The sequence below is a fragment of the Bradyrhizobium sp. Mp19 genome (assembly GCF_029952935.1).
Classification (GTDB): Bacteria; Pseudomonadota; Alphaproteobacteria; order Rhizobiales; family Xanthobacteraceae; genus Bradyrhizobium; species Bradyrhizobium elkanii.
Map to the genome: position 1 here is coordinate 185725 of NZ_JASAUT010000006.1, position 14518 is coordinate 200242.

Genomic DNA, 14518 nt, shown 5'->3' on the forward strand with positions numbered 1-14518 from the left:
TAGTCTTGCGGATGCCTATTCCGCGGGCGGCAGCGCCAGCGGCTCCGCTTCCGGAGCCGTCGGCACGATCGCCGCCTGCTGCTTCTCGCGCTCGTCGAGGATCAGCTTGTCGCGCTTGACCGCGACTTCGCGGATCCGCGCCATCGAGGCGCCGGTGCCGGCCGGGATCAGGCGGCCGACAATGACGTTCTCCTTGAGGCCCTCGAGCGGGTCCACCTTGCCATTGACGGCAGCTTCGGTGAGCACGCGCGTGGTCTCCTGGAACGAGGCCGCCGAGAAGAAGGAGCGGGTCTGCAAGCTCGCCTTGGTGATGCCGAGCAGAACCGGCGTACCCGTGGCGGGCTTCTTGCCCTCCTCCTTGGCCTTGGTGTTGAGCGCGTCGAACTCGATCTTGTCGACCTGCTCGCCCGAGATCATGTCGGTGTCGCCCTGATCGGTGACCTCGACCTTCTGCAGCATCTGACGGACAATCACCTCGATGTGCTTGTCGTTGATGAGCACGCCCTGCAACCGGTAGACCTCCTGGATTTCGTTGACAAGATAGGCAGCGAGTTCCTCGATGCCCTTGATCGCCAGGATGTCGTGCGGCGCCGGATTGCCTTCGACGATGAAATCGCCCTTTTCGACGATGTCGCCGTCCTGAAGGTGGATGTGCTTGCCCTTCGGGATCAGGTACTCGCGCGGCTCCTCGGTCTTGTCCATCGGCTCGATCGAGATGCGGCGCTTGTTCTTGTAGTCGCGGCCGAAGCGGATCGTTCCCGCGGTCTCCGCGATGATCGCCGCATCCTTCGGCTTGCGGGCCTCGAACAGTTCCGCCACCCGCGGCAGACCGCCGGTGATGTCACGCGTCTTGGCGCTCTCGGTCGAGATACGCGCCAGGATGTCGCCAGGCATCACCTTCCCGCCGGTGTCGACCGACAGAATGGCGTCGACCGACAGCATGTAGCGGGCATCGCCGCCACGCGCGAGCTTCATCACCTTGCCGTCCTTGCCCTTGACCACGATGGCCGGACGCAGATCCGAACCGCCGCGCGTCGTGCGCCAGTCGATGACCACGCGCTTGGCGATACCGGTCGATTCGTCGAGCGTTTCCGAGATCGACTGGCCTTCGACCAGATCCTCGAAACCGATCGTGCCCTCGACCTCGCTCAGCACCGGGCGGGTGTAGGGATCCCACTCGGCGATGCGCTGGCCGCGCTTGACCATGTCGCCTTCGTCAACGTGCATCTTCGAACCGTACTGGATACGGTGGGTTGCACGCTCGGTGCCGTCGGCATCGACGATCGCAACGACCATGTTGCGCACCATCGCGACCAGGCTGCCTTCGCTGTTGCGGGCGATCGCCTTGTTCCTGATCACGATCTTGCCGTCGAAGTTCGATTCGACGAACGACTGCTCGTTGAGCTGCGCGGCGCCGCCGATGTGGAACGTGCGCATCGTCAGCTGCGTGCCGGGCTCACCGATCGACTGCGCCGCGATGACGCCGACGGCCTCACCGTGGTTGACCGGCGTGCCGCGAGCGAGATCGCGGCCGTAGCACTTGGCGCAGATGCCGTTGATCAGCTCGCAGGTCAGCGCCGAGCGGATCTTCACTTCCTGGATGCCGGCCTGCTGGATCGCGTCGACATGGCTCTCCTCCATCAACGTGTCGCGCTTGATGACGACCTCGTTGGTGGCGGGATCGCGCACGTCATCGCAGGCCACGCGGCCCAGGATGCGCGAGCCGAGCGAGGCGACCACGGTGCCGGCGTCGACGATGGCGCGCATCTTGATGCCGAGCGTGGTGCCGCAATCGGTCTGCGTGATGATGCAGTCCTGCGCGACGTCGACCAGACGGCGGGTCAGGTAGCCGGAGTTCGCGGTCTTCAACGCGGTGTCCGCGAGGCCCTTGCGGGCGCCGTGGGTCGAGTTGAAGTACTCGAGCACCGACAGACCTTCCTTGAAGTTGGAAATGATCGGCGTCTCGATGATCTCGCCCGACGGCTTGGCCATCAGGCCGCGCATGCCGGCGAGCTGGCGCATCTGGGCCGGCGAACCACGCGCACCGGAGTGCGCCATCATATAGATCGAGTTGATGTCGGCATCCGCGCCCGCCGCCGTCTTCTTGGTGGACGAGATCTCCTTCATCATCGCCTTGGCGACTTCTTCACCGGCCTTCGACCAGGCGTCGACGACCTTGTTGTACTTCTCGCCATGAGTGATCAGGCCGTCATTGTACTGCTGCTCGAAATCCTTCGCCAGCGTACGGGTCTGATCGACGATCTTCCACTTCGACGCCGGCACGACCATGTCATCCTTGCCGAACGAGATGCCCGCCTTGAAGGCGTTGTAGAAGCCGAGCGCCATGATGCGGTCGCAGAAGATCACGGTCTCCTTCTGACCGCAGTGACGGTAGACCTGGTCGATCACGCCGGAGATCTCGCGCTTGGTCATCAGCTTGTTGATGATGTCGTACGAGATCTTGGTGCTCTTCGGCAGCAGGTTGCCGAGCATGACGCGACCGGCGGTGGTCTCGATCCAGCGCTTGGACTGCTTGCCTTCCTCGTCGAGGCCTTCCCACCGGTACTTGATCTTGGTGTGGAGGTGGATGACCTTCGAATGCAGGGCGTGCTCGAGCTCGGCCATGTCGCCGAAGATCTTGCCCTCGCCGGGCAGGCCTTCGCGCATGATCGAGACGTAGTAGAGGCCGAGCACGATGTCCTGCGACGGCACGATGATCGGCTGGCCGTTCGCCGGATGCAGGATGTTGTTGGTCGACATCATCAGGACGCGCGCTTCCAGCTGCGCTTCGAGCGACAGCGGAACGTGCACGGCCATCTGGTCGCCGTCGAAGTCGGCGTTGAACGCGGCGCAGACCAGCGGATGCAGCTGGATCGCCTTGCCCTCGATCAGCACCGGCTCGAACGCCTGGATGCCGAGGCGATGCAGCGTCGGCGCGCGGTTGAGCAGCACCGGATGCTCGCGGATCACCTCGTCGAGGATATCCCAGACCTCCGGACGCTCCTTCTCGACCAGCTTCTTGGCCTGCTTCACCGTGGTGGACAGACCCTTGGCGTCGAGCCGCGAGTAGATGAACGGCTTGAACAGCTCGAGCGCCATCTTCTTCGGCAGGCCGCACTGGTGCAGGCGCAGCTCGGGACCGACCACGATCACCGAGCGGCCGGAATAGTCGACGCGCTTGCCGAGCAGGTTCTGACGGAACCGGCCCTGCTTGCCCTTCAGCATGTCGGCGAGCGACTTCAGCGGCCGCTTGTTGGCGCCGGTGATGACGCGGCCGCGGCGGCCGTTGTCGAACAGCGCGTCGACGGCCTCCTGCAGCATGCGCTTTTCGTTGCGGATGATGATGTCCGGCGCACGCAGTTCCATCAGCCGCTTCAAGCGGTTGTTGCGGTTGATGACGCGGCGGTACAGGTCGTTGAGGTCGGAGGTCGCGAACCGGCCGCCGTCGAGCGGCACCAGCGGACGCAGGTCCGGCGGAATCACCGGCACGACCGTCATGATCATCCATTCCGGCTTGTTGCCGGAGACACGGAAGGCCTCGACGATCTTCAGACGCTTGGCGAGCTTCTTATGCTTGATGTCGGAGTCGGTCTCCGCCATGTCGGCACGCAGCGTCGCCTCGAGCTTTTCGAGCTCGAGCCCCTTGAGCAGCTCGCGGATCGCCTCGGCGCCGATCATGGCGGTGAAGGAATCCTGGCCGTACTCGTCCTGCGCCTTCAGATACTCGTCTTCAGACAGCAGCTGACGGTCCTTCAGCGCAGTGAGACCCGGCTCGAGCACGACGTAGTATTCGAAGTAGAGGATCCGCTCGAGATCCTTCAGCGTCATGTCGAGCAACAGGCCGATGCGCGAGGGCAGCGACTTCAGGAACCAGATGTGGGCGACCGGCGCCGCCAGCTCGATATGGCCCATGCGCTCGCGCCGGACGCGCGACAGCGTCACTTCGACCGAGCACTTCTCGCAGATGATGCCCTTGTACTTCATCCGCTTGTACTTGCCGCACAAGCACTCGTAGTCCTTGATCGGCCCGAAGATGCGCGCGCAGAACAGGCCGTCACGCTCCGGCTTGAAGGTGCGGTAGTTGATGGTCTCCGGCTTCTTGATCTCGCCGTACGACCAGGACAGAATCTTCTCCGGAGACGCAATCGAAATCCGGATCTGGTCGAAGACCTGGGCCGGCGTCGTCGGATTGAAAAGATTCATAATCTCTTGATTCATGGTCTTCTCCTCGCGTGCCGATCGTCACCGGCAGCAAATTCGAAACTTCTATTCAGCGCGCGCCCCGCCCAACGTCCGAGCGGAGTGCGGAGGCCCGGCGCGTTTCGCGCCGGGCATGATCACAGCGTTACTCGGCCGCTTCCGACGTCGACGCCGGTCCCACCTTGGAATTGTGCAGGTCGACGTTGAGGCCGAGCGAGCGCATTTCCTTGACCAGCACGTTGAACGATTCCGGAATACCGGCCTCGAAGGTGTCGTCGCCGCGCACGATCGCCTCGTACACCTTGGTACGGCCGGCGACGTCGTCCGACTTCACGGTCAGCATCTCCTGCAGCGTGTAGGCGGCGCCGTAGGCTTCAAGCGCCCAGACCTCCATTTCGCCGAAGCGCTGGCCGCCGAACTGCGCCTTGCCGCCCAGCGGCTGCTGGGTGACGAGCGAGTACGGACCGATCGAACGCGCGTGGATCTTGTCGTCCACGAGGTGGTGCAGCTTGAGCATGTAGATGTAGCCCATCGTCACCTTACGATCGAACTGATCGCCGGTACGGCCGTCATAAACGGTCGACTGGCCGGAGGCGTCGAAGCCCGCGAGCTTCAGCATCTCCTCGATGTCGGCCTCCTTGGCGCCGTCGAACACCGGCGTTGCGATCGGCACACCGTGGCTCAGATTGCGGCCGAGCTCGACCAGCTCGTTGTCGTTCAGCGACTTGATGGTTTCATCCTCGCCATAGATCTTCTTCAGGGTCTCGCGCAGCGGCTTGAGATCCTGCTTGTGATAATAGGCGTCGATGGTCTGCCCGATGCGCTTGCCGAGGCCGGCGCAGGCCCAACCGAGATGGGTCTCGAGGATCTGACCGACGTTCATGCGCGAAGGCACGCCGAGCGGATTGAGCACGATGTCGGCATGCGTTCCGTCCTCGAGGAACGGCATGTCCTCGATCGGCACGATCTTCGACACCACACCCTTGTTCCCGTGACGGCCGGCCATCTTGTCGCCGGGCTGGATCTTGCGCTTCACCGCGACGAAGACCTTGACCATCTTCATCACGCCGGGCGGCAGCTCGTCGCCACGCTGCAGCTTCTCGACCTTGTCGAGGAAGCGCTGCTCGAGGCCCTTCTTCGACTCGTCGTACTGCTTCCGCATGGCCTCGATCTCGGCCATCAGCTTGTCGTTCGGCGAGGCGAACAGCCACCACTGCGACTTCGGATACTCGTCGAGCACCGCGCGGGTGATCTTGGTATCCTTCTTGAAGCCCTTCGGGCCGGCGATGCCCTGGCGGTTCTCCAGAAGCTCGGCGAGGCGGCTGTAGACGTTGCGGTCCAGGATCGCCTGCTCGTCGTCGCGGTCCTTGGCCAGACGCTCGATCTCCTCGCGCTCGATCGCCAGCGCACGCTCGTCCTTGTCGACGCCGTGGCGGTTGAACACGCGGACTTCCACGATCGTGCCCTGCACGCCCGGAGGCACGCGCAGCGAGGTGTCGCGGACGTCGGAGGCCTTCTCGCCGAAGATGGCGCGCAGCAGCTTCTCTTCCGGCGTCATCGGGCTCTCGCCCTTCGGCGTGATCTTGCCGACCAGGATGTCGCCGGCGCGGACTTCCGCACCGATGTAGACGATACCGGCTTCGTCGAGGTTCTTCAGCGCTTCTTCCGAGACGTTCGGAATGTCGCGGGTGATTTCCTCAGGACCGAGCTTGGTGTCGCGGGCCATCACCTCGAACTCCTCGATGTGAATCGAGGTGAAGACGTCGTCCTTCACGATCCGCTCGGAGAGCAGGATCGAGTCTTCGAAGTTGTAGCCGTTCCACGGCATGAACGCGACCAGCACGTTGCGGCCGAGCGCGAGCTCGCCGAGATCGGTCGACGGACCGTCGGCGATGATGTCGCCCTTCTTGACGATGTCGCCGACCTTCACCAGCGGACGCTGGTTGATGCAGGTCGACTGGTTCGAGCGCTGGTACTTCATAAGCCGGTAGATATCGACGCCCGACTTGGTCGGATCGAGATCCTCGGTGGCGCGGATCACGACGCGGGTGGCGTCGATCTGGTCGATCACGCCCGAGCGGCGCGCGGCGATCGCCGCGCCCGAGTCACGGGCAACCACGCCTTCCATGCCGGTGCCGACGAACGGCGCCTCGGCGCGAACCAGCGGCACCGCTTGGCGCTGCATGTTCGAGCCCATCAGCGCGCGGTTGGCGTCGTCGTTCTCGAGGAACGGGATCAGCGCCGCGGCGACCGAAACCAGCTGCTTCGGCGACACGTCCATGTAGTCGACCTTGTCCGGCGTCACCGGCAGCACTTCGCCGGCATGACGGCAGACCACGAGGTCGTCGGTGAAGCGGCCCTTGGCATCGAGCGGCACGTTGGCCTGCGCGACGCGGTAGCGGCCCTCTTCCATCGCCGACAGATAGACCACCTCGTCGGTGACCCGGCCGTCCTTGATCTTGCGATAGGGCGTCTCGACGAAGCCGTACTTGTTGACGCGCGCGAACGTCGCCAGCGAGTTGATCAGGCCGATGTTCGGACCTTCCGGCGTTTCAATCGGGCAGATACGGCCGTAATGCGTCGGATGCACGTCGCGGACTTCGAAGCCGGCACGCTCGCGGGTCAGACCGCCCGGGCCAAGCGCCGACAGGCGCCGCTTGTGGGTGATTTCCGACAGCGGGTTGGTCTGGTCCATGAACTGCGACAGCTGCGAGGAGCCGAAGAACTCGCGCACCGCGGCGGCCGCGGGCTTGGCGTTGATCAGGTCCTGCGGCATCACGGTGTCGATATCGACGCTCGACATGCGTTCCTTGATCGCGCGCTCCATGCGGAGCAAGCCGATCCGGTACTGGTTCTCCATGAGCTCGCCGACCGAGCGCACCCGGCGGTTGCCGAGATGGTCGATGTCGTCGATCTCGCCCTTGCCGTCGCGCAGGTCGACCAGCGTCTTGATGACCGCCAGGATGTCTTCCTTGCGCAGCGTGCGATGGGTATCGGGCGCATCGAGCTCGAGGCGCATGTTCATCTTGACGCGGCCGACCGCGGAGAGGTCGTAGCGCTCGGCATCGAAGAACAGCGACTGGAACATCGCCTGCGCCGAATCCAGCGTCGGCGGCTCGCCCGGACGCATCACGCGGTAGATGTCGAACAGCGCGTCCTCACGCGTCATGTTCTTGTCGGCCGACAGCGTGTTGCGGATATAGGCGCCGACATTGACGTGGTCGATGTCGAGCAGCGGCAGGTCCTTGTAGCCCTGCTCGTTCAGCACCTTGAGCGACTTCTCGGTGATCTCCTCGCCGGCTTCGGCGTAGATCTCACCGGTCTTCGGGTTGACGAGATCCTCGGCGAGATAGTTGCCGACGAGTTCCTCGTCCGACATGCGCAGCGCCTTCAGGCCCTTCTCCTGAAGCTGGCGCGCCTGGCGCACGGTCAGCTTCTTGCCGGCCTCGAGCACCACCTTGCCGGTGTCGGCGTCGATCAGGTCGTTGACGGTCGAATAGCCGCGGAAGCGGTTGGCGTCGAACGGCACGCGCCATCCGTCCTTGGTCCGCTTGTAGGTGATCTTCTTGTAGAAGGTCGACAGGATCTGCTCGCCGTCGAGACCGAGCGCGTACATCAGCGAGGTCACGGGCAGCTTGCGGCGACGGTCGATGCGCGCGAACACGATGTCCTTGGCGTCGAACTCGATGTCGAGCCAGGAACCGCGATACGGAATCACGCGCGCGGCAAACAGCAGCTTGCCGGACGAATGGGTCTTGCCCTTGTCGTGGTCGAAGAACACGCCGGGCGAACGGTGCATCTGCGAGACGATGACGCGCTCGGTGCCGTTGACGACGAAGGTGCCGTTCATCGTCATGAGCGGGATGTCGCCCATGTAGACGTCCTGCTCCTTGATGTCCTTCACCGACTTGGCGCCGGTTTCCTCGTCGATATCGAACACGATGAGGCGCAGCGTCACCTTGAGCGGCGCAGCGAAGGTCATGCCGCGCTGGCGGCACTCGTCGACGTCATATTTCGGCTGCTCGAACTCGTAGCGGACGAATTCGAGCATCGAGGTGCCGGAGAAATCCGAGATCGGAAACACCGAACGGAACACCGCCTGCAGGCCCTCGTCGAGCCGACCGCCGGTCGGCTCGTCGACCATCAGGAACTGGTCGTAGGACGCCTTCTGAACCTCGATGAGGTTCGGCATCTCGGCGACTTCCTTGATGTGACCGAAAAACTTGCGTACGCGTTTGCGACCGGTGAATGTCTGCTGCGCCATCGTGGCCTCTCATTTTCGTCGCCTTTGTGGGGCGAACCTTCCGGGAGCGACTGCCATCGGCCCCGGGTTGAATTTCGAATCGTCTCGCAGGAACGAAGCGCAAAGTCAGGAATTAAATCCCCGTCCCGGCCCCGACCACCTCCAAAACGCAAAACAACGCGCGGGGCGCATCACTGCACCCGCTCGTCCAAACGCTCCGCTTTACGGACTGAAAAAGCCCGAAATCTGACTGTCTCCCAACGGCTTCCGCCGAGGACCCTGCCGTCCCCGCCGCCTACCGTGTTTTTCCGCTGCCAACCCGATATGGGATGGCAATAAAGGAGATTCGAGGGTTAAGTCCACGGATCCCCACACTTTTTTGTGTCCGGCGCGCCACGCGACAACCTGTCGCACGCCGTTTGCATGGCCCGGGAGCGCCCAGAGGCGCTCCCGGATCGCGCATTACTTGAGGTCGACCTTGGCGCCAGCCTTCTCGAGCTGGGCCTTGATCTTGTCGGCTTCTTCCTTGTTGACGCCTTCCTTGACGGGCTTCGGAGCGCCTTCGACGAGGTCCTTGGCTTCCTTCAGGCCCAGGCCGGTGATGGCGCGGACTTCCTTGATGACTTCGATCTTCTTGTCGCCGGCGGCAGCCAGCACGACGGTGAAGTCGGTCTTCTCTTCAGCCGGAGCAGCGGCAGCGCCGCCGGCAGCCGGGCCAGCAACCGCGACGGCGGCAGCGGCGGACACGCCCCACTTTTCTTCGAGGAGCTTGGCGAGTTCGGCCGCTTCGAGCACGGTGAGGCTCGAGAGGTCGTCGACGATTTTCTGCAGATCAGCCATTGTTCAGTTCCTTAAACGTTTGGTTCGAACCAGGTTTGAGATTAGCGAAGGGGTCAGGCCGCTTCGCTCTTTGAGGCATGAGCCTGAATGACGCGTGCGAGCTTGGCCGCGGGCGCGTTGGACAGCTGAGCAAGCTTGGTCGCCGGCGCCACGAGGAGGCCAACGATCTTGCCGCGCAGTTCGTCGAGCGACGGCAGTGAGGCGAGCGCCTTCACGCTGTCGACATTCAGGACGGTTTTACCCATCGAGCCGCCGAGGATGACGAACTTCTCGTTCGCCTTGGCGAATTCGACGGCAACCTTTGGCGCCGCAACCGGATCGTTCGAAGTGGCGATCACGGTCGGCCCCTTCAGCAGGGAGCCGATGGCTACGACGTCAGTGCCTTCAAGAGCAATTTTGGCGAGACGGTTCTTCGAGACCTTCACCGATGCACCCGCCTGCTTCATCTGCATGCGCAGCTTCTGCATCTGGGCCACGGTGAGGCCGGAATAGTGAGCAACGATCGCAACCGACGTGGTCTTGAAGACCTCGTTAAGTTGTTCGACCGACTCTTTTTTTGCCGCTCGTTCCACAGCAAGCTCTTTCCGGTTGGCGGCCTCTCCGCGAAGGCAGGACCGCCGGGTTGCACCCATCGTCCCGCCCTAAACCTGATCCGCAGGATGCAAGACCCTTCGGACATGCCGGGCAAGACGACATCTAGAAGCCTGCCCTCCCAGAGCCTTGCGGCCATGGGCTATCGAGGTTCGAACCAAACCAGCCTCTCAAGCCGCGAACGATCCGCGACCTGGAGTGCAAAATCCGGTCTTCACCCGTCTATGCAGGCCATACGATTAAGCCGTTGAAAACACGAAGTTCTCGCGGGCGCCTGCAGTCTTGGACAGGATCGAGGCGCTTCAGCATGCTGAAGGCCCCTGCTCTCATTCCTCTGGAGGCGACGGGTCTCCTTCCTTTCGAGCATCCTTGCGGGCATGCGGGAAGGAATGATCTCCTATCATCTCAGGTTTTCGGAATGCGAGCACAGACATGCCAGCAAGTGCCAGCACGCCCGGAAGGCGCTATGTAGCCGGTCCTGCCCTGCTTGCCAAGAGCAAATTTCAGACCAGTTCGGCGGTCTGGCGGCCCAGCAAAAAATTTCTTCCCGGACGGCGTCACGCCCCAATGCCCTCGCTCGTCTGGGCGCTGGAGGCTCGCATGAAACGATGGATTGCAGGAATTCTCGCCCTATTCAACCTCGCCAATGGGCTGGCGATGCTGTCAGCCGGTTCCCTCTGGTGGTCGCTGGTGCCCGGCGCCGCCGATACCGGTCCGTTCAACCCTCATTTGGTCCAGGACGTCGGCATCGCCTTCATCGCGGCCGGGCTCGGCGTGGCGGCGCGAGCCTTGTGGCCGGCGTGGTGGCCGGCAGCGGTCGCGGGCGCCGCGTTCCTGGCCGGCCACGGCGCGCTGCACCTCGTGATGATCGCCGGCGGCCACGACCGCCATGCCGCATACGATCTTGTGGCGGTCGTCCTGCCCGCGGCGCTCGCCCTCTATTCCGCCCTGCCAAATCAAGGAGACCGACATGCGTAGCTTCATCGCGCGCCGCTTGCTGCGCGCCTATTCCAGGCGCTACGGCTACGACACCACCTATCTCGAGATCATGCTTAAGGAATCGCCCGCCGCGTTCTTCAAATTCGCCGCCGCAATGAAGGCCGCCACCTACCGCGCGGTCGCGCCGGTTGAGGCCTTCTATGCCGCCAAGCTGACCGGCGCCCTGGCGGAAGATTGCGGTCCCTGTGCGCAACTGGTCGTCGACATGGCGATCGGAGCCGGAATGGCGGAGCGGCAGGTCACCGCCGTGCTCCGGCATGACGTTGCCGCCATGACCGCGGACACCGCGCTCGGTTTCCGCTTCGCGCAGGCGATCGTGCAGCGCTCGGCCGACGACGATGCCTGCCGCGACGCGGTTCGCGCGCGCTGGGGCGAAAAAGGCGTGATCGACCTTGCTTTGGCCCTACAAATCGGCCGCATCTTCCCCATGATGAAGCTGGCGCTGGGATATGCCAGGGAGTGTCGCCGCGTGACCGTGGCCGGCCATCAGATCGATGTCATCAAGCAGGCTGCCTGAGCGCGACCCGCTGGGTCCGTATCGGACGCGGCTGACCGGGCTCGCCTACCGCATGCTCGGCAGCCGCGGCGATGCCGACGACGTGGTGCAGGACGCCTGGCTGCGGTTCGCCGCGGCTGACGACGTTCGCAATCCCGAGGCGTTCCTGGTCACGGTGGTGACCCGGCTCTGTCTCGACCGGCTGAAGAGCGCGCGCGCCCAGCGCGAGGTCTATGTCGGCGCCTGGTTGCCCGAGCCGGTGTTCGACGAGGCGCTGTCGGCCGAGGCGGCAACCGAACTCGCCGACGATCTCTCTTTCGCGCTGATGCTGGCGCTCGACGCCCTGACACCGCTCGAGCGTGCCGCGTTCCTGCTGCACGACGTGTTCGACCGGCCGTTTGCGGAAGTCGCCCGCACGCTCGAGCGCAGCGAGGCGGCCTGCCGGCAGCTCGCCGCGCGCGCCCGCCGATCGGTCCGCGACAACCGCCCTGTTCCAGCCGAGCCGCCCGAAGGCCACGCACGGCTGCTGACGGCATTCTGCAAGGCCGCGGCCAGCGGCGACGTCTCCGCCCTCGCCAACCTGCTGCGCGAGGATGCCATTGCGATCACCGATGGCGGCGGCCGCAAGCTGGCGGCGCTGAAGCCGATCAAGGGGGCCGAGAAGATCGTCCGCTTCATCATCGGCATCGCCGGCAAGAACGCCAGCAGCGAGGTTCGCGTCGAACCGATGATGGTCAATGGCAGCGCGGGCGCGCTGATCTTCCTCGATGGCGAAGTCGACCACACGCTGAGCATGGCGATCGACGGCGAGACGGGCCGGATTGCGGCAATCTACATCGTCCGCAACCCGGACAAGCTGCGCCACGCGCCGCGCCGGAACTGAAGCTCCGATCAGGACGCCGTCGCCACCGGATAGGTGAGCGGCTTGCCGGCAAAGAACGCGTCGAGATTGGCCAGCACGCAATCCTGCATCGCGACGTGCGATTCCAGCGTGTGGCCGCCGAGATGCGGCGACAGCACCACGTTCGGCAATGCGGTCAGCGCGTCGGGGGCATGCGGCTCCCTGGCGAACACGTCGAGGCCGGCACCGGCGATCACGCCGTCGGTCAGCGCCGCGACCAGGGCCTGCTGGTCGACCACCGAGCCGCGCGAAATGTTGACCACGAACCCGTCGCCGCCGAGCCGCCGCAGGATGTCGGCGTTGACCGCATGCTCGGTCTCGGCGCCGGCGCGCACGGCGATCATCAGCACGCTGGACCAATCGGCGAGCGCCTCCAGCGTCGGAAAATATTGATAGGGCACGTCGTGCTTCGAGCGGCTGAAATAGCCGACCTCGGTCTCGAAGGCCGCGACGCGGGCGGCGATCTTGCGGCCGATCTCGCCCATACCGTAGACGCCGACCTTGCGGCCGCGCATGCCGGCCTGCGGCCGCATCATCGGCGACGGCTTTGCACCGGCCCAGTCCCCGCTCCGCACGTAATTGTCGGCCACCAGCAGCCGCCGCACCGACGCCAGCATCAAGGTTACCGCCGTGTCGGCGACGGAGGCCGCATTGGCCCCCGGGCTGTGGCCGACCGCGATGCCGCGCCTGGCGGCGGCGGCGAGATCGACGCCGTCATAGCCGGTGCCGTAGCAGACGATCGCGCCGAGCTTCGGCAGCATGTCCATGGCCTCGGCGCCGAGCGCGGTGCCGCCCGCGGTGATCATGGCGCGGATCTCGGCGAGCTCGGCCGCCGGGAACGCCTCGTCCAATCGCTTGCCTGCCGCGTTCAGCAGCTCATAGCGCTCGCCGAAGCGGATCAGCTGAGCCTTGGGAAAGCGTGAATAGACCAGGACCTTATCGGGCATTGTTCTTCTTTCCTGCGAGAGGCTTCAGCTGGTTGTTCTGACGCGTGTTCTTCACGCGAACCGGTACCCACTTCGCTGGAAAACGCTCCTGCAAAACAAAGGGCGGAACCGGTTGCCCGGTCCCGCCCCTTTTATCTCGTCACGGCCAAGGATCTCAGCCGAGGATCGTGCCCGGCTCGACCTTCACGCCCGGGCCCATGGTGGAGGAAACCGCCACGCGCTGGATGTAGGTGCCCTTGGAGCCTGCCGGCTTCGCCTTGGAGACCGCATCCGCGAGCGCCTTGACGTTCTCGACCAGCTTGTCCTCGGAGAACGAGGCCTTGCCGATGCCGGCCTGCACGATGCCGGCCTTCTCGACGCGGAACTCGACCGAGCCGCCCTTGGCGCCCTTCACGGCGTTGGTGACGTCCATGGTCACGGTGCCGATCTTCGGGTTCGGCATCATGCCGCGCGGACCGAGCACCTTACCGAGGCGGCCGACCAGGGGCATCATGTCGGGCGTGGCGATACAACGATCGAAATCGATCGCACCGCCCTGCACCTTCTCGACCAGGTCCTCGGCACCGACGACGTCGGCACCGGCGGCCTTGGCTTCCTCAGCCTTGGCGCCGCGCGCGAACACGCCGACGCGCAACGTACGGCCGGTTCCGTTCGGCAGGTTGACGACGCCGCGGACCATCTGGTCGGCGTGGCGCGGGTCGACGCCGAGATTGATCGCGATCTCGATCGTCTCGTCGAACTTCGACTTGGCGCGCTCCTTGACCATCTTGATGGCATCCGCGAGCGGATAGAGCTTCTCGCGATCGACGCCCTCGCGGGCCTTCTTCAAACGCTTTCCGATTGACATGGCCCGTTACCCCGCAACTTCCAGACCCATCGAACGGGCAGAGCCCTCGACCATCTTCATGGCCGATTCGATGTTGTCGCAATTCAAGTCCTTCATCTTCTTCTCGGCGATCTCGCGCACCTGCGCCTTGGTCACCTTGCCGGCCTTGTCACGGCCCGGCGCCTTCGATCCGGACTGGATCTTGGCGGCCTGCTTGAGGAAGTAGGACATCGGAGGGGTCTTCATCTCGAAGGTGAAGGACCGGTCCGCATAGATCGTGATGATCACCGGGATCGGGGTGTTCTTCTCTTCCTTCTGGGTCTGCGCGTTGAACGCCTTGCAGAACTCCATGATGTTGAGGCCGCGCTGACCAAGCGCGGGGCCGATCGGGGGCGAAGGATTCGCCGCACCGGCCGGGACCTGAAGCTTCAGGTATCCGGTCACTTTCTTTGCCATTTATCACTCCTGTTGTGCC

Annotated in this window: 10 protein-coding genes; 3 read left to right on the forward strand and 7 right to left on the reverse strand. The window is 64.3% G+C overall.

Annotation, left to right across the window (positions count from 1 at the left end):
• Positions 1–15: 15 nt before the first annotated feature.
• From rpoC to rplJ, 4 genes are all read right to left on the reverse strand, one after another.
• Complete coding sequence (rpoC, locus tag QJT82_RS10530) at positions 16–4218, reverse strand: DNA-directed RNA polymerase subunit beta' (protein WP_028339320.1); 4203 nt, start codon at positions 4216–4218, stop codon at positions 16–18.
• A gap of 127 nt (positions 4219–4345) precedes the next feature.
• On the reverse strand, positions 4346–8464 hold the full coding sequence (gene rpoB / locus QJT82_RS10535) for a DNA-directed RNA polymerase subunit beta (protein ID WP_028339321.1): 4119 nt from the start codon (positions 8462–8464) through the stop codon (positions 4346–4348).
• A gap of 441 nt (positions 8465–8905) precedes the next feature.
• Positions 8906–9283: a 50S ribosomal protein L7/L12 gene (gene rplL, locus QJT82_RS10540; RefSeq protein ID WP_028339322.1), complete on the reverse strand. Its 378-nt coding sequence runs from the start codon at positions 9281–9283 to the stop codon at positions 8906–8908.
• A 53-nt stretch (positions 9284–9336) separates the two neighbouring features.
• A complete protein-coding gene (gene rplJ / locus QJT82_RS10545; protein ID WP_028339323.1) occupies positions 9337–9855 on the reverse strand; it encodes a 50S ribosomal protein L10 in 519 nt (172 codons plus the stop codon).
• Positions 9856–10474: 619 nt separating this feature from the next.
• Here rplJ and QJT82_RS10550 point away from each other — a divergent pair.
• The 3 genes from QJT82_RS10550 to sigJ are packed head-to-tail and all read left to right on the forward strand — an operon-like array spanning position 10475 to position 12252.
• Entirely contained in the window at positions 10475–10852 is a 378-nt protein-coding gene (locus QJT82_RS10550; protein WP_264641796.1) for a hypothetical protein, read from the forward strand.
• Between the two features lie 16 nt (positions 10853–10868).
• Complete coding sequence (locus QJT82_RS10555) at positions 10869–11390, forward strand: hypothetical protein (RefSeq protein ID WP_155258367.1); 522 nt, start codon at positions 10869–10871, stop codon at positions 11388–11390.
• A complete protein-coding gene (sigJ, locus tag QJT82_RS10560) occupies positions 11368–12252 on the forward strand; it encodes an RNA polymerase sigma factor SigJ (protein ID WP_028339325.1) in 885 nt (294 codons plus the stop codon). Before QJT82_RS10555 ends, sigJ begins: the two co-directional genes overlap by 23 nt.
• An 8-nt stretch (positions 12253–12260) precedes the next feature.
• Here the strand turns inward: sigJ and QJT82_RS10565 are convergent, their stop codons facing one another.
• The 3 genes from QJT82_RS10565 to rplK all read right to left on the reverse strand — a co-directional run bounded on the left by QJT82_RS10565 (position 12261) and on the right by rplK (position 14499).
• Positions 12261–13217 carry a 2-hydroxyacid dehydrogenase gene (locus tag QJT82_RS10565; protein ID WP_028339326.1) on the reverse strand — a complete coding sequence of 319 codons (957 nt, stop codon included), beginning with the start codon at positions 13215–13217 and terminating at the stop codon, positions 12261–12263.
• 154 nt (positions 13218–13371) lie between these two features.
• Positions 13372–14064, reverse strand: coding sequence for a 50S ribosomal protein L1 (gene rplA / locus QJT82_RS10570; RefSeq protein ID WP_018272150.1), 693 nt, complete (start codon positions 14062–14064; stop codon positions 13372–13374).
• A 6-nt stretch (positions 14065–14070) separates the two neighbouring features.
• The gene (rplK, locus tag QJT82_RS10575) at positions 14071–14499 is read right to left on the reverse strand and encodes a 50S ribosomal protein L11 (RefSeq protein ID WP_028339327.1); all 429 of its coding nucleotides are present in this window, start codon (positions 14497–14499) and stop codon (positions 14071–14073) included.
• Positions 14500–14518: the final 19 nt, after the last annotated feature.